The organism is Marinobacter sp. BW6 (genome assembly GCF_008107725.1).
Classification (GTDB): Bacteria; Pseudomonadota; Gammaproteobacteria; order Pseudomonadales; family Oleiphilaceae; genus Marinobacter.
In genome coordinates this window covers 408763-429893 of sequence record NZ_VIRN01000064.1, presented here as the reverse complement: position 1 = coordinate 429893, position 21131 = coordinate 408763, and the positions used below count along the sequence as shown (strand labels likewise).

23 protein-coding genes are annotated in these 21131 nt (G+C 58.4%); 13 read left to right on the top strand and 10 right to left on the bottom strand.

What is annotated here, in order from left to right; genetic code table 11:
- Window positions 1-78: 78 nt before the first annotated feature.
- From mutM to FMN52_RS10500, 7 genes are all read left to right on the top strand, one after another.
- Window positions 79-891, top strand: a complete 813-nt coding sequence (gene mutM / locus FMN52_RS10530; RefSeq protein ID WP_148608584.1) for a bifunctional DNA-formamidopyrimidine glycosylase/DNA-(apurinic or apyrimidinic site) lyase — start codon at window positions 79-81, stop codon at window positions 889-891.
- A gap of 183 nt (window positions 892-1074) precedes the next feature.
- Window positions 1075-1407: a hypothetical protein gene (locus FMN52_RS10525; RefSeq protein ID WP_148608583.1), complete on the top strand. Its 333-nt coding sequence runs from the start codon at window positions 1075-1077 to the stop codon at window positions 1405-1407.
- A 95-nt stretch (window positions 1408-1502) separates the two neighbouring features.
- Window positions 1503-2192: a GMP/IMP nucleotidase gene (gene yrfG / locus FMN52_RS10520; protein WP_148608582.1), complete on the top strand. Its 690-nt coding sequence runs from the start codon at window positions 1503-1505 to the stop codon at window positions 2190-2192.
- 41 nt (window positions 2193-2233) lie between these two features.
- Complete coding sequence (gene hslR, locus FMN52_RS10515; protein ID WP_148608581.1) at window positions 2234-2641, top strand: ribosome-associated heat shock protein Hsp15; 408 nt, start codon at window positions 2234-2236, stop codon at window positions 2639-2641.
- A 66-nt stretch (window positions 2642-2707) separates the two neighbouring features.
- Complete coding sequence (gene hslO, locus FMN52_RS10510) at window positions 2708-3562, top strand: Hsp33 family molecular chaperone HslO (protein ID WP_148608580.1); 855 nt, start codon at window positions 2708-2710, stop codon at window positions 3560-3562.
- 172 nt (window positions 3563-3734) lie between these two features.
- The gene (locus FMN52_RS10505) at window positions 3735-5270 is read left to right on the top strand and encodes a phosphoenolpyruvate carboxykinase (protein WP_148608579.1); all 1536 of its coding nucleotides are present in this window, start codon (window positions 3735-3737) and stop codon (window positions 5268-5270) included.
- A gap of 89 nt (window positions 5271-5359) precedes the next feature.
- Window positions 5360-5638, top strand: coding sequence for a hypothetical protein (locus FMN52_RS10500; protein ID WP_148608578.1), 279 nt, complete (start codon window positions 5360-5362; stop codon window positions 5636-5638).
- Window positions 5639-5659: 21 nt separating this feature from the next.
- Here the strand turns inward: FMN52_RS10500 and FMN52_RS10495 are convergent, their stop codons facing one another.
- Together FMN52_RS10495 and FMN52_RS10490 are read right to left on the bottom strand one after the other, a co-directional pair.
- Window positions 5660-7723, bottom strand: a complete 2064-nt coding sequence (locus FMN52_RS10495) for a TRAP transporter large permease subunit (protein ID WP_148608577.1) — start codon at window positions 7721-7723, stop codon at window positions 5660-5662.
- A 26-nt stretch (window positions 7724-7749) separates the two neighbouring features.
- Window positions 7750-8814: a hypothetical protein gene (locus FMN52_RS10490; RefSeq protein WP_148608576.1), complete on the bottom strand. Its 1065-nt coding sequence runs from the start codon at window positions 8812-8814 to the stop codon at window positions 7750-7752.
- 291 nt (window positions 8815-9105) lie between these two features.
- Here FMN52_RS10490 and FMN52_RS10485 point away from each other — a divergent pair, with 291 nt between their 5' ends.
- Window positions 9106-9378 (top strand): HU family DNA-binding protein, encoded by a 273-nt coding sequence (locus tag FMN52_RS10485; RefSeq protein WP_148608575.1) that lies wholly within the window; start codon window positions 9106-9108, stop codon window positions 9376-9378.
- A 42-nt stretch (window positions 9379-9420) separates the two neighbouring features.
- Here FMN52_RS10485 and FMN52_RS10480 read toward each other — a convergent pair whose 3' ends face one another.
- From FMN52_RS10480 to gshB, 8 genes are all read right to left on the bottom strand, one after another.
- Window positions 9421-10386 carry a putative solute-binding protein gene (locus FMN52_RS10480; RefSeq protein ID WP_240339507.1) on the bottom strand — a complete coding sequence of 322 codons (966 nt, stop codon included), beginning with the start codon at window positions 10384-10386 and terminating at the stop codon, window positions 9421-9423.
- 285 nt (window positions 10387-10671) lie between these two features.
- Window positions 10672-11976, bottom strand: coding sequence for a dihydroorotase (locus FMN52_RS10475; protein ID WP_148608573.1), 1305 nt, complete (start codon window positions 11974-11976; stop codon window positions 10672-10674).
- Window positions 11973-12986, bottom strand: a complete 1014-nt coding sequence (locus FMN52_RS10470) for an aspartate carbamoyltransferase catalytic subunit (protein ID WP_148608572.1) — start codon at window positions 12984-12986, stop codon at window positions 11973-11975. The genes FMN52_RS10475 and FMN52_RS10470 overlap by 4 nt, the downstream gene beginning before the upstream one ends.
- Before the next feature lie 27 nt (window positions 12987-13013).
- The gene (pyrR, locus tag FMN52_RS10465; RefSeq protein WP_148608571.1) at window positions 13014-13523 is read right to left on the bottom strand and encodes a bifunctional pyr operon transcriptional regulator/uracil phosphoribosyltransferase PyrR; all 510 of its coding nucleotides are present in this window, start codon (window positions 13521-13523) and stop codon (window positions 13014-13016) included.
- Window positions 13524-13530: 7 nt separating this feature from the next.
- Window positions 13531-13953, bottom strand: coding sequence for a Holliday junction resolvase RuvX (gene ruvX / locus FMN52_RS10460; protein ID WP_148608570.1), 423 nt, complete (start codon window positions 13951-13953; stop codon window positions 13531-13533).
- On the bottom strand, window positions 13946-14512 hold the full coding sequence (locus FMN52_RS10455; protein ID WP_205424922.1) for a YqgE/AlgH family protein: 567 nt from the start codon (window positions 14510-14512) through the stop codon (window positions 13946-13948). Before FMN52_RS10455 ends, ruvX begins: the two co-directional genes overlap by 8 nt.
- Window positions 14509-15375, bottom strand: coding sequence for an energy transducer TonB (locus FMN52_RS10450; protein ID WP_148608569.1), 867 nt, complete (start codon window positions 15373-15375; stop codon window positions 14509-14511). The genes FMN52_RS10455 and FMN52_RS10450 overlap by 4 nt, the downstream gene beginning before the upstream one ends.
- Window positions 15376-15423: 48 nt before the next feature.
- On the bottom strand, window positions 15424-16377 hold the full coding sequence (gene gshB, locus FMN52_RS10445) for a glutathione synthase (RefSeq protein WP_148608568.1): 954 nt from the start codon (window positions 16375-16377) through the stop codon (window positions 15424-15426).
- 297 nt (window positions 16378-16674) lie between these two features.
- Here gshB and pilG point away from each other — a divergent pair, with 297 nt between their 5' ends.
- The 5 genes from pilG (at window position 16675) to FMN52_RS10420 (ending at window position 21122) form a co-directional block, all read left to right on the top strand.
- Window positions 16675-17067, top strand: a complete 393-nt coding sequence (pilG, locus tag FMN52_RS10440; protein ID WP_007154228.1) for a twitching motility response regulator PilG — start codon at window positions 16675-16677, stop codon at window positions 17065-17067.
- A gap of 32 nt (window positions 17068-17099) precedes the next feature.
- Window positions 17100-17462, top strand: a complete 363-nt coding sequence (pilH, locus tag FMN52_RS10435; protein ID WP_008939836.1) for a twitching motility response regulator PilH — start codon at window positions 17100-17102, stop codon at window positions 17460-17462.
- A 20-nt stretch (window positions 17463-17482) separates the two neighbouring features.
- Entirely contained in the window at window positions 17483-18028 is a 546-nt protein-coding gene (locus FMN52_RS10430) for a chemotaxis protein CheW (RefSeq protein WP_148608567.1), read from the top strand.
- 91 nt (window positions 18029-18119) lie between these two features.
- Window positions 18120-20195, top strand: a complete 2076-nt coding sequence (locus FMN52_RS10425) for a methyl-accepting chemotaxis protein (protein WP_162851867.1) — start codon at window positions 18120-18122, stop codon at window positions 20193-20195.
- Window positions 20196-20222: 27 nt separating this feature from the next.
- Complete coding sequence (locus tag FMN52_RS10420; protein WP_148608566.1) at window positions 20223-21122, top strand: protein-glutamate O-methyltransferase CheR; 900 nt, start codon at window positions 20223-20225, stop codon at window positions 21120-21122.
- Window positions 21123-21131 lie beyond the last annotated feature (9 nt).

Sequence of the window (21131 nt, the reverse complement as noted above, 5' to 3'; positions counted from 1 at the left end):
GTAAGCCAAAACAACAGCATTTGGATGCAAAATTGTTACTGATTACACTTATTCGCTTTATCTCGGAGACTCCCACACGTGCCCGAACTGCCTGAAGTAGAAACCACCCGCCGTGGCATCGCCCCTCACTGCGAGGGCGAAATCATTGCCCGTGTAACCGTGCGCAACGCCAGCCTGCGCTGGCCTGTTCCGGCAGATCTTGGCGAGAAACTGGAAGGTCAGGTCATCAGAAGTATAGACCGACGGGCCAAGTATTTGTTCCTGAACCTGGACCAGGGCTCGGTGATTGTTCACCTCGGCATGTCCGGCAGCCTGCGCATTATCACCGACGACACGCCACCACTGACCCATGATCATATCGACCTGGCGTTACAGTCAGGCGTCATTCTGCGATTCAATGATCCCCGCCGGTTTGGCTGCTGGCTCTGGGCCGACTCTGCCAATGAGCATCCTCTGATCAGCCATCTGGGCCCCGAACCCCTGTCCCCCGAATTCAATGGCACGTACCTGTTCCGGGTGTCCCGCGGAAAAAACACCCCGGTGAAGTCGTTCATCATGGATAATCATGTGGTGGTCGGGGTTGGTAACATCTACGCCAACGAAGCGCTGTTTAAATCGGGCATCCACCCTCGCCGCAAAGCCGGGCGAATCAGCCTGGACCGCTACCACAGACTGGCCGAGGCGATCCGTGAAACCCTCAGCGCCGCCATTCTGATGGGCGGAACTACTTTGCGGGATTTCGTGAACAGCGATGGCCAGCCCGGCTATTTTGCCCAGTCCCTTCTGGTCTACGGACGAGGTGGTGAACCCTGCAAAGAGTGCACAAATCCATTGAAGGAAATCCGAATGAATAATCGCGCGACGGTTTATTGCCCACGCTGCCAGCGCTGAATGCTTACGAGATGGCACATTCAGCAACGAAAAATCGTTTGAAAATGCGCAAATATGATTCATAGTTAACAGAGGATTAACGCCCAAGATATACAATGGGATGGTATTCACTTGATGCGATTCCGGTGCTGTCGTCTTCGAAGACAGTACCTATTAGGGCAAAAAAGCTCAGGAGACAGTACGATGACCCGCAATATTTCCCGCACTCTGGTGGCCACTTTGGCGGCCTGCCTGATGGCATTCTCTTCTCTAGGACATGCCCAGGCTGTGGATGAAACCCCGTCCGCACTGGCCATGACCGGCGATGCCATTTTTGTACGCCCGGCCCTGCTGGCAACCACCATTGTGGGCAGTGCAGTCTACCTGGTATCCCTGCCCTTCTCTCTGCTGGGCGGCAACGCCGATGAAGCCGGCGAAGTTCTGGTGATGGGCCCTGCCAAAGCGACCTTCGTGCGCTGCCTGGGCTGCACCCGCACTGGCAAAAAACCTGAAACGGTTGAACAGGGCAGCAACTGATCCGCGTTCCCCGGGCAGGCCTCCGTACTATCACGGCTTGCCCCGACGAGAGAACTCCGGCAGCCTGAAGAAAATTCTTCGGGCTGTTTTGCTTTATGGTTGACTGGTCTTCTCTCAACACGGTGTTCCTGGATATGGACGGGACACTGCTGGATTTGCATTTCGATAACCACTTCTGGCTCGAACACCTGCCAGCTCGCTACGCCGAGCACTATGACCTCCACCCCCAGGAAGCGAAAGATCGCCTGATTCCGATGATCATGGCTGAGCGTGGTTCATTGAACTGGTACTGCACCGACTACTGGAGCGAGCGGCTGTCCCTGGACATCACCGGCCTGAAGGCGGAAGTGGGCGACCGGATTGGTTACCGGCCCCACGTAACCGATTTTCTGGACGCACTCAGGCACTCCGGGCTTCACTCGGTGATTGTCACAAACTGCCACCCGGATCCCCTGGCCCTGAAGCTCCAGCGCACCGGCCTCGATAAGCGAGTGGATGCCATTGTCTCCAGCCATCAGCTCGGCAAGCCCAAGGAAGACCCGTCATTCTGGGACGACCTCCAGCGTCTGACACCTTACGAAGCCGAAAAGACCCTGATGGTCGATGACAGTTTCCCGGTACTGGAAAGCGCTCTGACTGCAGGCATTGCCCAGTGCCTGGCCGTATTAGCGCCGGACAGCCAGCAAGAGGCCCGAAAACGGCACCCGGAAATTCCCTGCATTCACCACTTCAACGAAGTTCTCCCGGCCCTTCGCCAACGGTCGCCCCTGCCATCCGGCCGATGACAGGGTTATAATTGACCTACAAGCCCATCAGGTGAGGAGACATGACGGCATCAACCGCTGACGACCAACGTGTAAGACTCGATAAATGGCTCTGGGCCGCCCGCTTCTACAAGACCCGGTCCCTGGCCAAGGAAGCGATCGAGGGTGGCAAGGTCCACTACAACAGCCAGCGCTGCAAGCCCGGTAAGCTGGTGGAGACCGGCGCAAAGCTGACGCTGCGCCTGGGCTGGCAGGAAAAAATCGTTATTGTTGATGACATCAGTGACCGGCGCCGCGGTGCGCCAGAAGCTCAAACGCTTTACCACGAAACCGAAGAGAGCGTTAAGAAACGCGAGGACATGGCCTGGCAGCGTAAAACCATGCAGGCGGCGCAGCTTCCTCCGGCCAGACGGCCCTCAAAGAAAGACCGTAGGGATATTCAGCGCTTCCGCGAACAGAACGGCCTCTGAACCCTTTTACATCCCCGCCCTCAGTCAACGTGCAACGACCGGCATTCAGCATTCAGGAGACACAACATGGCATCCCGCGACCAGTTCCAGCGCTTTATTTTTGAACACAGCCAGGTGCGGGGAGCCTGGGTACAATTGAGAGACAGCTATCAGGAAATCGGCAGCCAGGCGCCCTATCCGGACACTGTTCGCGAACTCCTGGGGGAAGCGCTGGTGGCCAGTATTCTGATGAGCAGTACCCTGAAGTTTGAGGGCACGCTGTCCGTTCAGGCCCAGGGGGAAGGCCCGTTGCGCACATTGATGGCCGAGTGCAGCCACGATCGGCACATTCGCGGCCTGGCCCGCTTTGATGAGCATGCGGTCAGCGAAGACAGCTTCCACGATCTGCTCGGTGAGGGCCGTATGGCCATCACCATTACGCCAAACCGCGGCAACCGCTATCAGGGAGTTGTACCCCGGGATCAGGACACGCTTGGCGGCTGTCTTGAGGAATACTTTGATCGCTCTGAACAGATTCCCACCAGCCTGTTTCTGTTCGCCGATGAAAACGGCGCGGCCGGACTGATGCTCCAGCGCCTGCCGGGCGCAACGGAGGAAGACGAAGACCTCTGGGACCGGGTAAACCATCTGGCCCGGACCGTGGAAGCCGGCGAGTTACTGGAGCTGGACAGCGAAACCCTGCTCCATCGCTTGTTCCATGAGGAGACCGTGCGGCTGTTCGACGCCGAACCGGTCGCCTTCCAGTGCAGCTGTTCCAGGGAGCGGACCCTCGGCGCACTGGAAGCCATAGGCAGCGAAGAATGCTACAGCATTCTGGAGGAACAGGGCTCTATCGAGATGGATTGCCAGTTCTGTCACGCTCACTATCGCTTCGATAGAAATGATATTGATCATCTTTTCACCGGTCATACGCTACACTAGGAGCAGGTTCGATTAGCCGGAAAAGCACTGATAGCAAGGCTTTCCGGGCAGTCGTTTTTTACCGGCGTGTCTGGCATAATAGCGCGCCTGAATTGACCCGATTGCTCAGATTTCCGTCAATGTTGGGGGGCGGCCTGAGCAATCACTAAGACATCCCGAGGGCGAGGTCGAAGTGAGCAACACTTATCATGATCTGAGTACAGCACAACTGGTTGAGGTGGCACTGGCACGCGAGGAAGGCCAGCTGGCAGCCAACGGTTCCCTGGTTGTAAAAACCGGTGACCGCACGGGCCGGTCTCCCAAGGACCGTTATATTGTCGAGGAGCCGAGCACCTCGGACGATATCCACTGGGGTCCGATCAACCGTCCTTTCGACGCCGAAAAGTTCGACGCTCTCTGGGACCGTGTTGAAGCTTACATCGCCGAGAAAGACCAGTTCGTGTCTCACGTCCATGTCGGTTCCGACCCGGAACACTATCTGCCCGTTAAAATGACCACCGAGACGGCCTGGCAGAATCTGTTCGGCCGCAACCTGTTTATCCGCCCGGAAAGCTACAACCCGGCTGACAAACAGGAATGGCAGATCCTGAACGCCGCCAACTTCGAGTGCGAGCCCGAGCGCGATGGCACTAACAGCAACGGCTGCGTGATGATCAACTTTGCCAAGCGCAAGGTTCTGCTGGCTGGCATGCACTACGCTGGCGAAATGAAGAAGGCCATGTTCTCGGTGCAGAACTTCCTGCTGCCGGAGAAAGACGTGCTGCCCATGCACTGCTCGGCCAACGTTGGTGAAGATGGCGAGACCTGCCTGTTCTTCGGCCTGTCCGGTACCGGCAAAACCACGCTCTCCGCCGATCCCCACCGCTTCCTGATTGGTGACGACGAGCATGGCTGGGGCCCGGGCACCGTATTCAATATCGAAGGCGGCTGCTACGCCAAGTGCATCGACCTGTCCCGGAAAAACGAACCGATCATCTGGGACGCTATCCGCTTCGGCGCCATCGTCGAGAACGTGACGATCGACCCCGAGACCCGTGAACCGGATTACACCGATGTATCTCTCACCGAAAACTCGCGCTGTGCCTACCCGCTTGAGCACGTTGAAAAACGGGTTATCGAGAACCGTGCTGGTGAGCCGTCTCACATCGTATTCCTGACCTGCGACATGACCGGCGTTCTGCCGCCAGTGTCTATCCTGAGCCGCGAAGGCGCCGCTTACCACTTCCTCAGTGGCTACACCGCGCTGGTCGGTTCCACCGAAATGGGCTCTTCGTCCAAGCTGAAGTCCACTTTCTCCACCTGCTTCGGCGCGCCCTTCTTCCCACGCCCGGCCGGCGTATACGCCGAACTGCTGATGAAGCGGATGGACGAGTTTGGCAGCAAGGTCTTCTTGGTAAACACCGGGTGGACCGGCGGCCCCTACGGCGAAGGTCAGCGATTCAGCATTCCGACCACCCGAGCCATCATCGCCTCCATCCAGAACGGCGACCTGGACGACGTGGAAACCGAGCACCTGCCAACCCTTAACCTGGATGTGCCCAAGCATGTTCCGGGCGTGGATACCGAGCTTCTGAACCCGCGCAACACCTGGGTAAGCCCGGACTACTACGATGGCAAGGCCCAGGAACTGATTACCCAGTTCGTCGAGAACTTCAAGAAGTTCGACGTGGCGGACTCAATCGTCGAAGCCGGTCCGAAATTGAGCTGAGTCGATTCCTGTAAGTAAGAAAAGCGCCCTGCGAAAGCACGGCGCTTTTTTTGTATGATAGGGGGCAACACATTCTAGGAAATGGCTACATGAAACAGCGCCTGAGACGACTCTTCTCTCCCATCCTCAAACCACTGGAATCCGGTAAAGTCGGTCCCAGCTACAAGGATTCACATCGGACTGTCCTGAACGTGGTAGGGGTGTTATTCCTCTTTCTGGCAACGGTTTCTGCCATTGCACTGGTGTACACCGGGAAAGCCGGTGCCCTGATTCCGGTGCTGGTGTTCCTGGGCATTGGGGGCGTGTCGGTGATCGTCGGAACCCTGGGCTCGGATGCCGCCGTTTCGAAGATGTGGGGCAATCGCTAGCGGTCAGGCCACATCTTCGGATCAGGCGTAGAACAGCAAAGGAACAAAGGCCACCAGCACCAGCGAAATCCCCATGGCAATCAGCGGCATGATGATGCGTTCATGACGCTGGTAAAACGTTCCCGTTTCCTGTTGCGCCGCCAGCACTTCCGCCTCTCCGACCACCTGCCGGGTCAGTAGATGATTCAGGGCCACCGGCGGGCTCAGGTAACCCAGCTCGAATGCCACCAGGGTCACCATCCAGAAATGGATCGGATGAATCCCGCTCGAGTAGGCAATCGTGGCAACGGTGGCCGTCACCAGGATCACCGCACCGAACGCGTCCATGATCATGCCCAGTATCACCAGAATAACCACCATTAGCAGCATCGCCGACCAGGCACTGTCAAACGACTGCGGGAAGGCCTCCATCAGGTGAGCCCGTTCGATCACCCCACCGATGCTGACGGACAGCCCCAGCAACAGCAACAGCGCGCCAATTTCCGCCGTGGTATCGTTGGTGGCACCACGAAGACTTCGTTCCAGCCCCTGATGATTGATCTCCCCCGAGGCTTTTCCTTTCCGGTTTTTCAGGCTGACATGCTCATACACAAGGATTGCGAGCATGATCACCGGCAGCAGCCTTGGCGCCGAGAATTCATCCATGCTCACGTCAAGCGCCAAACGATAGAACAGCACCACGGCAGCGATTACCAGCACGTAGGGAATCAATGGTTTGAGCGCCTGCGTCATGGCAGGGAAGGCTTCGGCTGAAGGCGCCAGGTTGAACTCACTCTGGCGGTTCACACTCAGGGCCACGATCGCAAACATAGTGGCGGTCAGCACGAACACCCAGATACCCCAGCCGAACAGTTCGTCGGTGGTGACTTCCCGGTTCAGATAGGCAATCACAACCACCAGCAGGCAGGGCCTTAACACCACGCCCAGGGAGCCGGACATGGCGGTCGCCGCCAGGGCCAGATGGCGACGGGCCCCGGCCGCACGCAACTCACTGTAGATTACTGCGCCGGCGGCGATCACGAAGATGCCGGAAGCACCGGTATACGCTGTTGGCACGGCAGCAACCAGAACCGCCACAACCGCCAGCATTTCAGGCGGCATGCGCCAGGGCCGGAAGACATTGAACACCAGGGTGGCGAGGCGGGTCTGCTTGAGCATCATGCCTACCCACACATACAGACCGACATTCAGGAACATGTCGGACAGCTCCATCATCTTGCCCAGATAGATGCCGATTCCGGAGGCGTGCCCAATCAGGGCGAAATAAGTGCCGGAGATCAGACACATTACGGTGTAGAGGGGCACGGCCAGAAAGGCCTTGTTCAGGCTGCCGCCGTCCTGAAGGTCATTCGGCACCCGGAACAGCCGGTACAGGCTGGCCAACGTCAGGCAGGCAAAACCGACAATCCAGAAATTATGCAGCAACAGCTCTTCCGATGAGACGGCGGTCTCTGAGCCCAGACTGGACTGGCGAAAGATCGCGCTGGAGCCCAGCAGCATGGCGTTGGCAATGGTTTGCAGCGTGTGAGAAACCGTATAGTCCAGCCGGGTCTCCATGGCACGCATGGCGATGTGATGGCGGGTCAGGGTGGCGGTCACCGCACACAACATGACCAGAATCACCAGAATAAAACGCTGGGACTCGAGGCCAAAGGCAATCAGGTCAGCTATGAACAATTCGACAGCCCGATAGGCCTTCACACCCGGTGTCAGTTGCTCCCTGAGACTCTCAAAATTCTGGTGGGCCTCGCGGCAGTCAGTAACCGCCCGTTCGATAGCAAGCCGGACATCGGCCGGGTCCTTTTCTTCGACCCCCAGCAGCGCCGCCATGGGGTCATCCGCCTCGGCATCAGCCGCCATTTCTGCAGCCACCGCTGCCTCAATATCCCGGTTCGGGTCGCAGGTGGGCTGAACCGGATCCATGCGCAATTTGTAGTAGCCACTCCAGAGCTGTTCGCCTCCACGCAACATCTGGTTATGGATGTCACTGCTCGTGGAGAAGATGACCACCGCCAGTAACAGCAGGCATGCGGGCAGTGATGAAAACCACTCCAGCCCGCTACGATGAAAACCGCCCTTCGACATAACTGATTACTCTGGGTAGAAAGTGGTTAAAGCAGATCGTCCAGATCCATGGTTTCGACCTCTTCCCGCTGGTCATCCCAGAAGGTGCCAAGCTGGCCCATGGGCGTACGATGCCCAGTGTTCTCGACCCACAGACGATCAGAAACCGCGACAATCATGTCGGTTGCCATGGCGTCCACGAATCGCCAGTCTTCGTTGGCCGGAGTATTCTCGATGGACTCAGCGTGCTCCCGAATCACGTTCCGTACCATCACCTCGTCCCCCTTGTTCAAAGCCGCGATGGCATGGAATACGTGAGGCAGGCGAACACCTGCCGCATCACCCTGATCGCCGGCAATGGCCAGACGCTCAAAAGCGTCCTCGCCTTCTGGCTCGGCGCCCGGGATCATGGCCCAGACCGTTGCTCTCAGAGCCATAGGCGCACCCCACCATTTCTCATTATCGAGACAGCTGGTGGCCCGGGCGGCAATGGAACCAACGTTGGCCGGCACCCCTATAGAGGAGGTGGACTGGATCTGGGCGTTCAGGGCCTGCAGACCGGACAGCAGGCCGGCCATGTAGATAAACTCGTCCATGTCGTCATCGAAATCCGGACACTCGCCATCGGCAGGATTGCCGTAATAGGCATTATGGTGCTGCCAGGCCGTGTAATAACGCCGGGCGGCAACGGTATGGGCCCGCTTCTGGCGGATCATGGCATCTTCCGCGGCATTCCCGTTCATGGCGTGCAGGGCGGCAAGAGCGGCCAGCTCCTGTTCCCTGGCCTCTTCCTCGGCACAACCGCCGGCAGAGAGGTAAAGCATCACCGCCAGTTGGTCCGGCTCATTGGTGACACGACCGAAAGACATCAGCAATGGCGCGGTTGCCTCGCTCATGGCGCAACCCATGGCCAAATCATTGCTCTCCATCAGAAAGGGCACCGTGTGATCCCGGGAGAAGCCCTGCATCACATCTCCGGTGGTCTTGTACATCACGTGATTCACCGCGCCACAGCCACTCAGGACCATGCTGGCCATAAAAGCCGCCATGAGGTTACGTACATGGCACCCGGAAAAAAGCGCCTTGCGGGAGGGATTCCGGAAATGGGTCATACCTTCTTCACCTTTTCGTTTTTTGTTCTGATGCAGTCCTGCTGCGATCGCACGGGCCAGACTCCGGCGGACAAACCGGTTTGTTACAGACTGTAACCAGGCACGCATTATGGCGTACGACGCCCGGTTTTTATGCGACCGATGCCGCAAATGACGCCGAATGACACACACTTCCCCGCCCGGGGGTTTGCACAATGAGCCCGGAGCCACTATAGATTGAGCAACCGTGAGTCGTTGTGATTCCGGCCAGGACCAGACTGAACCAATAGAAATACAAAAAAGGAGTATCCGATGCGCAAACCTGAACTCGCCGCGGCCATTGCCGATCGCACAGGCCTTACCCGGGACAAGGCCAGCGAAGTGATTACCGCGTTTACCGACCAGGTGTCGGCCGCCGCCTCCCGTGGCGAAGACACCACCCTGATTGGCTTTGGCACCTTCAATATCCGCAGCCGCGAGGCGCGGGACGGACGCAACCCACAAACCGGCGAGACCATTCGCATCCCTGCCAGCAAGACCGTGGGCTTCAAAGCAGGCAAGGCTCTGAAAGACGAAATCCGCTAATCAGGCACAGGCCCGCAGACGCGGGCCTGCTTCACTCCGGCCTCAGGTTCCGGCAACGGAGGCACACTCGGAACGGGCTGCATCTACCCGGCACCGAATCGCTTTCATTAACTTGATGGCCCGCTCATCGTAAACACCGTCTTCCAGTAACGACAGGCGCACCTTTCGCAGCATCTTGTCATATTCGGCGGTGTCTTCCTGGGGAAGCTGCATCCAGACCTCTTCCGGAATCTCCGCCTCTGCCTGGGCGATGATTTCGTAAGCCTCGTCAATGCGCTTGATGGCCTGGTCGCGCACCATCTGGCCGGCGGAATCCGGGAACCGATCGCGGTGGATGATCACCTGAAAATTCATGTACCCCAGAGCATATTTCACCACTGCGCCGTTGGGCTGAACACCCTTGTAAAGTTCCAGCGGGGTGTAGGCGACGGCCGGGGCATAGGCCAGGTCAACGCTGCCGTTATTGAACTTGCCGGCAAAGTTCGCTGAATTGGAGCCCACCACGGATGCGCCCACATGGCGAACCATCCGCACCGATGCCTGATCGTAATCCAGGGTAGCAATCCGTTTACCCTGCAGCTTCTCGACCGAATCGATACTGCGGTCACGGGTGTGCAGGTAAATGGCGCCACCCGGGAACACGCCGGCCACTTCGTAGGGGCCGTCAATCAGAAACGGCCGGGCCTTGGGTTGGCTCAAGGTGTTGTAGAGCAAGCGCATTTCCTCTTCGCCGGGCACAGCTCCCATGGCTTCAAGACTGCCAGTGAACTTGTTGAATTCCCGGGCCCGGGTGCCGGTGAGCAGAACGGCGTCGCACTGCCCTGCCTTGAAGTCTTCGGCGGCAACTTTCTCATCGGTATAGGCACGAAGATCCAGCTTGATGCCGTTTTTCAGGGCCACCGGCTGGAAGGTCTTGGTGATGGCAAACAGGGGGCCATTGGCACCCACCGGGTCAAAAACGCAAAAACTGCGTTCCAGAGGCTCGTTCTGTGCCTGCGCCTGACCCATCGAGGGAAAGACCAGAGTGGCACAGAGGGCAGCCGCCATGGCTACCCGCTGGGGGAGATTTGCTGATTTCACGGGATGACTCCTGGTTATTATTGTCGGGCGCCGGTCCATAGATAGGCACCGGCCAGGCCACGCTTTCCTTGGTCGACCATAGGGCGACGGCTACAAGAATACGTTGGCACTGGTGCCTGCCATCAAGGGTTTTTCAGCAACAGGGGAAGATTCTGTGATGGTGTCGACAGAGGTTCCGCAACCTCTGCCGCACTTTGAGACAGTAAGCCAGGATCAGATCTCTGGCTGAGGCCAGGCCTTTCGACCCTCACTGAGGGTGAGTCGGATGACGCCAGGCAGTTCGCGGTCAATCACCGGAGCATGACGACCGGCCGAAACCAGTGTCGTTGCTCCCGGAGTCCAGAAGGCATCGGGATCGAACAGGCAAATATCGGCCGTTTCTCCCTCCGCGAGCCGGGCCGTCCGGCCAAGCACGGAGGCCGGGCCCCTGGTCAGCGCCCGGATCAGGTCAGCCAGTGCCAGTTCATTCATCTCCACCAGCTCCAGACCCAGCGACAGCACGCTTTCGATGCTGGAAAGACCCGGCTCGGTGGCCGCCATAGGCGCCTGCTTGGCGGCGGTATCATGGGGCTGGTGCTGGCTGACAATGGCATCAATAACGCCTTCCCGGACGCCCGCAATCAAGGCCTTTCGGTCGCTCTCGCTGCGCAGTGGCGGCCGGACATGAAACCGACTGTCAAACCCGGCGAGGGCATCCTCAGTGAACACCAGCTGATGCATGGCCACATCGGCGGTCACCGCGATACCGCGACTTCGGGCATCAGCCAGCATTTCAACGCTGCGAGCGCAGGACAACTGGCTCAGGTGCAAACGAACCCCGGTTTCCTCCGCCAGCAACAGCATTTCCATCACCGCAGCGGTTTCCGCCACTTCCGGAATACCGAGCAAGCCAAGCCGCGAGGTCACCAGACCATCGTGGGCATAGCCGTCGGCGGCCAGGGCCTGGTTCTCCGGGCTGAACATCACCGTCAGACCGAAGGTCTGGGCGTAGGCCATGCACCGGCGCAAAATACGAGCATTGCGCACGCCCCGGGAGCCATTACCGACTGCGACACAGCCAGCTGAAGCCAGGCCAGCCATGTCGCTGAGCAGATCGCCCTCAAGACCCCGGGTAATGGCACCAATGGGCAAAACCTGGATGGGCGACCGGCTGGCAGCACCATCACGAATCAGATGGGTGACGGCACTGGAGTCGTTCACCGGTGACGTTTCCGGCGAGGCACAGACCGTGGTGAAACCGCCATGGGCCGCTGCGAGGGTTTCCGAGGCAATATTACCCTTCTGGCCATTGCCCGGTTCGCGGAGGTTGCAGCAAAGATCCACAAACCCCGGCGTGATCACGCCGTTTTCTGCGCTGATGGTCTCGTCGGCCGCTTCCCGGGCAGCGGCTTCGCCCATCGCCGCAATCCGGCCATCCCGAATCAGCAGTGCGGTGTTTTCCTGTTCGGCGCCCTGACCATCGAACAGTCGGCCTCCGGTGATCTTCAGACTGCTTCCGGATGTGTTGACACTGCTCATGCCTGGCCCCTCTCACTCAGTTTCTGCTGGCGTTCTGCTACCTGCCCCCCCATCGCCATGGACATGACCGCCATCCGGATGGCGATGCCGTTGGTGACCTGGTTCAGAATCACCGATTGCGGCCCGTCGGCCACCGCCGATTCAATTTCAACGCCCCGATTGATGGGACCCGGGTGCATCACGATGCATTCCGGGTGCGCCAGGGCCAGTTTCTGCTGGTTAAGACCATAGAGCCGGTAGAACTCCCGCTCACTGGGCAGCAATGCCCCTTCCATACGCTCTTTTTGAAGACGCAGCATGATCACCACGTCCAGATCCTGCATTCCTCGGTTCATATCGTATTCGACGGTACAGCCCAGACTTTCCACGTCTTTGGGCAACAGGGTACCCGGGGCAATGACGCGAACTTCTTCGGCACCGAGCTCGTTCAGGGCCCGGATCTGGGAGCGTGCTACCCGGGAGTGCAGCACGTCACCGACGATGGCGACTTTCAGACCTTCAAACTGCCCCTTGTGCTGACGAATGGTGAGCATATCCAGCATGGCCTGGGTCGGGTGCGCATGTCGCCCGTCACCGGCGTTGATAATGGCCACCCCCGGGGTAACGCTCTCGGCAATAAAATGCGGTGCACCACTCTGGGAGTGCCGGACCACGAACATGTCGCTGGCCATGGCTTCAAGGTTCAGCAGGGTGTCAGACAGGGATTCACCCTTGGAGGTAGCCGAGGTGCTGATATCCAGATTGAGCACATCCGCAGACAGTCGCTTGGCCGCCAGCTCAAAGGTGCTGCGAGTCCGGGTACTGGACTCGAAAAACAGGTTTACCACGGTCCGGCCCCGGAGCAACGGCACTTTCTTGATGGTGCGTTCACCGACCTCGATAAAGGAATCTGCAGTATCCAGAATGTCGGTCAGCAAGGCGCGGTCAAGGCCGTCGAGGGTGAGAAAGTGCCGCAACTGACCATCCCGGGTCAGCTGCAAGTGGTGCGGGGAAGAGTCGTTCGCGGTCATGGGTCGCCTGTTATCTGATTCGGAGGTTTATTGTCCGGCTTCCTGAAGCTCAATTCGGAGCGGGTCGGGGCCACGCAGCTTGACGCGCTGATGGGACTCCAGCGCCATTGTCTTGCCTGCCACATCCGGCTGGATGGGCAGTTCCCGGGCGCCAAGGTCAATCAGGGTGGCCAGTATAATACTGGCTGGACGGCCATAATCGAAGATCTCATTCATGGCGGCCCGGATGGTCCGGCCGCTCATGATGACATCGTCAATCAGGATGATGTCCCGGCCTTCGGTATCGAAGGGCAGGCTTGAGGGTTTGACCCGGGGATTCAGACCAATGCGGCTAAAGTCATCGCGGTAGAAGGAGATGTCCAGTTCGCCGAACGGCTCTTCGATTCCCAGGCGTTTGCTCAGCACATCCGCCAGCCAGACGCCTCCGGTCCGTATACCGATCAGAACCGGAGATTCCACGCCCCGTTGCTCGAGCGCCTGACTCAGCCCGGCTTCCATCTGGTCAAGCAACTGGTCAATATCAAGCAATGCCGTCATTCGGTCCTCACTGTTGAAAAAAGGTTTCCAGGATCAGCACCGCGGCCCGGTCATCCACACCGTGACGACCAAAATCACGACTGCCTCCGGCGGCCATCACTTCACCCTTGGCCTCGAAGCTGGTGAGCCGCTCGTCCACCATCTCTACCGGCACATGGTAGCGCCCATGCAGGCGCTTGCCGAACTTGCGCGCCCGGGCACACATGTCGTTTTCGGTATCGTCCATATTGAGAGGCAGACCGACCAAGACCAGGTCCGGGCGCCACTCTTCGAGCAGGGATTCAATCTGTTGCCAATCCGGGATACCGTCTCGGGCGGGAATCAGCGCCACCGGTTGCCCGGTGCCCAGCAATTCCTGGCCGACGGCAACGCCAATCCGGCGGGCACCAAAATCAAACGCCATCACGCGACGGCTGGCCGGCTCAGGCATGGCCGACCGATTCACTGAGCTGGTTGAGGTCAATGCCGATCAGCTCAAGCACCGCCTTGTAGCGCTCTTTCCAAGGGGTACGAAACAGGATATCGGTGGTGGCCGGGCAAGTCAGCCAGGCGTTGCTGCCCAGCTCCTCTTCCAGCTGCCCCTCACTCCAGCCGGAATACCCAAGGGCCACCAGGTATTCATCGGGGCCCTCAGCGCGGCCAATGCCCGCCAATACGTCGCGGGATGTAGTCAGCAAAACATCGTCGGTGACCTTTGCCGTGTTCTGCCAGCTGGTTCCGGGAGGATGCAGCACAAAACCCCGTTCCGGCTGCACCGGACCCCCGCTGAATACCGGCAGATCCAGTTCACCCCCTGGCAGATCCAGTTGTTCCAGAATCTCGCCCAGATGGATATCCAATGGGTGATTGATCATCAACCCCAGGGCGCCATCGTCGGAGTGCTCACAAATATAGATGACGCCGCCATGGAATCGCGGATCATCGAGATAGGGTGATGCCACCAGGAAATGGTGCCGCAAGCTGTGGGGAGAATGTTTTGATGCTGTCATCCGGATGTCAGCCCCCGACGCTGGAAGGACCAGGTACGTATGATTTCGAGTTGATCCACCTCTTGCCGCATTTCGTCCGGAAACGGTGCAAAAGGCGCGGCCATCCTGACAATGCGGATTGCTGCATCGTCCAACACGGTACTGCCGGAAGACTGCAGAATAGCCACCTCCTTGATGGTGCCGTCTTTCTTCAGCGACACCAGCATTCTCAGTGTGCCATAGATTCCGGCATTGCGCGCCTCGGTTGGGTAATTGATATTGCCCACCCGGGTTACCTTGCTTACCCAGTTCTGAACATACCAGGCGTTGCTGGACTTGAGCGTGGAGGCAGCGGTAACACGCATCACCCTGGGTTTTCGGGCATAGGCCTGCTGTTGCGCATCGAAGCGGGCCTCCAGGCTGGCAATTTCGAGGCTGCGCTCCATCAGGCTCTTTTTCTCCCGAACCGGCAGAGGTTCCTCTTCCGGCTTGGTGCGCTTCTCAGGCTGCTGAACCTTCTGACTGGACCGACTCTCGGTCTGTACCACCTGCTTTTCCTGACGCGGCTGCGGTTCGGTCTGGGCCGGCGGCTCGGGCTGAACCTGAGCCACCTCCGGCTGGCTGACCTCCGCCGGTTGAGGCGTGGTCATTTCCCGGACCTCTTCCTGAGTACCGCTGCCCTTCTGACTGGTCTGGGCCAAAAAGTCCGCTTTCTCCGGGGCTTGCTCGTCGTCAAACTGCGACAGAGTGATTTCCATCGTCTGGGCGGAGGAACGGGGCGGCTCGGGCGCAAAGGTGATTCCAAGCACCACAATGGCGTGCACCGCCAGCGCCATGAAAAGGGTGAAGGAAAACCGGTCGAAGTCGCTTACCTGAACTGCCATTCCTGATACGGATCCTGTCGTTAAACCTGCCCAGCCGTCATCACCGGGTTATGCCTGGCCCAGGCGCTTTGCAATCGCTTCCATTAATAGGCCACCAATATCGATTCCGAAGGCCGCATCGAGTTCCCGGATGCAGGTCGGGCTGGTGACATTGATTTCAGTAAGATAATCACCGATCACATCCAGGCCGACAAAAATGAGGCCTTTCTCTTTAACCACCGGCGCAACGCGTTCGCAGATTTCCCGATCCCGGGCAGTCAGTTCCCGACCTTCGCCCCGGCCGCCAGCGGCAAGATTGCCCCGATTCTCTCCATGGGAGGGTATTCTCGCAAGGGAGTAGGGTACCGGCTCGCCGTCGATCAGCAGGATACGCTTGTCGCCATCGCTGATTTCCGGAATGTACTTCTGGGCCATGGCCTGGTGGGCGCCATAGTTGGTGAGGGTTTCGATAATGACCCCCAGATTGAAATCGTTCTCCCTGATACGGAAGATCGAATGCCCCCCCATACCGTCCACCGGTTTCATGATGACGTCACCGTGTCTGGCATAGAACTCCCGGAACCGGCTTGCCGAGCGGCTGACCAGCAGCGGTGGTGTCAGGTCCTCGAACTGGGTGGCAAACAGCTTCTCGTTACAGTCACGGAGCGTTGACGCCGGATTGACCACCAGCGCGCCCTGCTGCTCGGCCGCCTCCAGTATATAGGTGGCCATCAGGAACTCCCGGTCTACCGGCGGATCCTTGCGCATGAGGATGACATCCAGGTCGCCCAACGCCCGATCCCGAGCAGCCCCGAAGCTGTACCAGTTTTCCGGATCCATATGAACGGTCAGATCCCGGGTGCGGGCCATGGCCCGACCGCCATCGAGATACAGGTCCGGTTGCTCCATGTACTCGATTTCCCAACCACGGTTCTGGGCTGCCAGCAACATGGCCAGTGAGCTGTCTTTCTTGAAGTGGATATCTTCAATCGGATCCATCACGATCCCGAGTCTGACGGTCATGGGCGTTCCTGCACTCCTGAGGGTTAAAAACACGAACCGGTCTGCAGAGCCGACCGGGCATTAAGTGCTATGCTGTGATCTCAGATGGTATTGTACCCGAGCCGCAAATGCATCCGGAGAAATCCTCAGTCAGTTACGTGACGTTGCGGGCAGAAGTACATTTGGTCACAAACTAATACTTTTTATCCGGCCATTGATAATCTATAAATGAGCGGGGTTTATAGAAGAACCTTAAGGTTTGTGTTAAAACCCCCGTTTTAAAATAACGACAGTCGCTGAGCGCAAGGCAGTTGGACAATGGATGACAACTTCGAGAACTTGAAGATCATGGTGATCGACGACAGTAAAACCATACGTCGCACCGCAGAAACCCTTCTGAAAAAGGTCGGCTGTGAGGTCATCACCGCGACTGACGGCTTTGACGCTCTTGCCAAGATTGCCGATTCCCAGCCGAACATCATTTTTGTTGATATCATGATGCCCCGACTGGACGGCTACCAGACCTGCGCACTTATCAAGAACAATTCCTCCTTCAAAAAGACGCCGGTTATCATGCTCTCCAGCAAGGACGGGCTGTTCGACAAGGCCAAAGGCCGAATCGTCGGCTCGGACCAGTATCTGACCAAACCGTTCAGTAAGGATGAGCTGCTCAATACCATCCGCCAGTACGTTCCACAGGCGGAACAGTAAACCTGCTGACCCCAAGAACCATCGAGGAAACCATGGCCCGCATTCTGATTGTTGACGATTCCCCTACCGAGGTTAAGAAAATTTCCACGATCCTGGAAAAACACCAGCACGAAGTGCTGACCGCCGACAACGGCGCAGACGGTGTTGCCAAGGCCCGTGCCGAGACCCCGGATCTGGTTCTGATGGATGTGGTTATGCCCGGCCTTAACGGCTTCCAGGCAACCCGCCAACTGACCCGCGCACCGGAAACCGCTTCCATCCCGGTGGTGATCGTCACCACGAAGGATCAGGAAACCGACCGCGTATGGGGCACCCGTCAGGGCGCCAAGGGTTACCTGGTCAAGCCGGTTAACGAAGACGATCTGATCAAAACAATCAACAGTCTGATTGCCTGATCCCCAACTGTGGAGTACGCATGTCCGCCCAGGCCGCCCCTTTTGCCGTTCTGACGGATATCGCCGCGCGCAGCCGGTCCATGGCTGCCGGCCTGCCGGAACAACAGGAAGCCGTTGAACTGTGGAACGGCATCGGCTTCGTTCTCGCAGGTGAACGCTACGTTGCCCCCATGGGCGAAGTCACTGAAATCCTCCATGTCCCCCGCTTCACCCACATACCGGGGGTTCGCCCGTTTCTGCTTGGCGCGGCCAATGTCCGCGGCCGCCTCCTGCCCCTGGTTGATCTTGCCGGCTTTTTTGATATCCCCCGCTCTTCCCGAAGCCAGCGGGAGCGGCGCGTACTGGTAGTCGAACAGGGTGATATTTTTAGCGGGCTGGTGGTCGACAGTGTCTTGGGCATGCAGTATTTCGCGACTGACAGTTTCAAGGATTCGCCCGAGGGCGTGCCTGAAAACGTTCGACCGTTTGTCTCAGGCGGTTACGAACGCAACGAGGAAGTCTGGAAAGTGTTTTCGGCCGTCGATCTGCTCGATGACGAACGATTTCTGGACGTCGCACAGTGGTAAGGGTGGTGACAATGGCAGGAACATCACTCTGACCGCCTGAAACCCGAAAAAACAAACTTGCCAATTTCTTGAAGAGGCCGGGAGCCAGAAAATGAAGAACAGAGCCGGAAGACTCAGTATGGGACAGGGAGGCAACAAGCTGGTTGCCGGCCTGATCGCCGCGCTGATCGCACTCACCATCCTGCTCGTTGCCGTGCTGTTCATTATCAACAACGACAGCCAGAACGATCAGGAATACATCGCCAACACCGCCGAGCTGAGGGTGCTTTCTCAGGAGATTGCGAAGAACGCGACTGAGGCTGCCGGCGGAACCGCCGAGGCCTTCAACCAGCTGCGCCGCTCCCGTGACGAATTCCAGCAGCTCTGGACCAACGTAACCGAGGGTAACCCGGAAACCGGTCTGCCGCCGAGTGAACTGGCTCAACAGAGTGGCGTTCAGGAAAACTGGAACACCGTGCGGGAAAACGCCGACAGCATCCTATCTACCCAGGATGCGGTGCTCGGCCTGCATGAGGTCGCCCGGACCCTGAACGAAACCATTCCGCAGCTGCAGGTTGAGTACGACGATATCGTACAGATCCTGCTCGACAACGGCGCACCCGCCGAACAGATTGCACTGGCCCAGCGCCAGTCACTTCTGGCGGAGCGTATTGTTCGCTCGGTCAACAACGTACTTTCCGGTGATGAAGATGCGGTTATTGCGGCCGACCGTTTCGGTCGCGACGCAAGCCTGTTCGGCCGAGTGCTCGAGGGCCAGCTGAACGGCAACCCGGCCATGGGCATCTCCCAGGTAAATGATGAAGACGCCATCTACGGCCTCGAAGCCGTCGATGAACTGTTCCAGTTCGTTTCCCAGAACGTAGACGCGATCCTTGAGGCCTCTCCCGACCTCTTCAAGGTTCGTACTGCGGCCAGCGACATCTTCCAGAATTCCGAGATTCTGCTTTCCGAGCTCTCAGTACTGGCCGAGAACTTCCGGACCCAATCCGGCTCACGACTGGTCAGCCCGACTCTGGCCTTTGCCATCCTGGCAGCCATGGTCGCGATTGTTGTGTTCATTGGTCTGGCTCTTTACCGCGAAGCCCAGGCCCGACTCGCCACGACGCAAGAGCAGAACGAGCAGAACCAGAACGCGATCCTGCGACTGCTGGACGAACTGGCTGACCTGGCTGATGGTGACCTGACTACTGAGGCCACGGTAACCGAGGACTTCACCGGTGCCATCGCCGACTCCATCAACTACGCGATCGACCAGATGCGCGGATTGGTACAGGCGATTCGTGGTACTGCCGTACGGGTAGCGTCAGCGGCCCAGGAAACCCAGGCCACTGCGATGCATCTTGCCGATGCTTCCGAGCACCAGGCCCAGGAAATTGCCGGCGCCTCCGCTGCGGTGAACGAGATGGCCGTGTCCATCGACCAGGTATCCTCGAACGCTGCCGAATCCTCTGCGGTTGCGGAGCGGTCGGTTGCGATCGCGAAGAAAGGCGCGGAAGTGGTACAGAACACCATCCGCGGCATGGACAACATCCGTGAACAGATCCAGGAAACCTCCAAACGGATCAAGCGTCTGGGTGAATCTTCCCAGGAAATCGGTGACATCGTATCGTTGATCAACGACATTGCCGACCAGACCAACATCCTGTCTCTGAACGCCGCAATCCAGGCCTCCATGGCCGGTGACGCGGGCCGGGGCTTCGCGGTTGTTGCGGACGAGGTTCAGCGCCTGGCGGAACGTTCCTCCGCCGCAACCAAGCAGATTGAAGCACTGGTTAAGACGATCCAGTCGGATACCAACGAAGCAGTTATCTCCATGGAACACACCACCGCCGAGGTGGTCCGTGGTGCTCGCCTGGCCCAGGACGCGGGTATCGCCCTCGAGGAAATCGAGAACGTATCCATGTCTCTGGCGGAACTGATCCAGAACATCTCCAACGCCGCACGTCAGCAGTCGTCGTCGGCCGCACACATTTCCAACACCATGAACGTTATCCAGGAAATCACGTCTCAGACGTCTTCCGGTACCAATGCGACTGCGAAGTCTATCGGTAACCTGGCAGAAATGGCGTCCGAGCTGCGGTCCTCCGTTGCCGGCTTCACCCTGCCGGAAGAAGACGTGGCGGATCACGAAGAAGAGGAAGACAGCGACGTTCCGGTGGTGGGCTGATTTCCGTTCCAGGGCTGTTGACGGTTTATGGCACAAATGCATAACAACCTGTCACCTGCCGAGGGCATCTGGTCACTGCGCCGACTCCCGGATATGGACGAGGCGCAGTTCAACCAGTGGCAAACCCTGCTGGAACACCGAACCGGCATAACCCTGTCGGCCGAGCGCCGTTCGTTTCTGGAAACGAATCTTGGCATCCGCATGCGGGAAATCGGCTGCAGCAGCTATCAGGCCTATTACGAAAAAATCGTATCCGGGCCCGATGCGATCAGGGAATGGTCAACGCTGGTGGATCGACTCACGGTTCAGGAGACCCGGTTCTTCCGGGATCCGGACGCTTTCCGCCTGGTTTCCGACTATGTCCTGACACGGCCAAGGGAACAGTTGAAAAAGCGTCCCCTGGAGGCCTGGAGTGTTGGATGTTCCACCGGTGAGGAACCCTATACCCTGGCCATGGTGCTGAATGAATGCATGAGCCAGTTGGCGTTGCAGCCGCTGTTCGGTGTTACGGGCTCTGATATCAGCAAGCCTGTGATCGAAAAAGCCCGGAACGGTCAGTTCAATCCCCGCAAACTGCTGGGAATGGATGAGGACATGAAAGCCCGGTATTTCCGCCCGGCCGAGCGGAATACCGTAGAAATTGTGAACAGCATCCGGGACCGGGTGTGCTTTACCAGACTGAATGTTCTGGATCTTGATAAGGCACCCATGCACGGGATGAACATTATCTTCTGCCAGAATCTGCTGATTTATTTCCGTCGCTGGCGCCGACGGGAAATTGTCAAGCGACTTGCAGAGCGGCTGGCGCCCGGGGGGTTGCTGGTTCTGGGCCAGGGAGAGCTGACCGACTGGCAGCCTCCCGGGTTACAGAGAGTCCCCTCGGAACATGTGCTGGCGTGGATCAAACGCCAGACTGACGAAGAATAACCGGAGTGG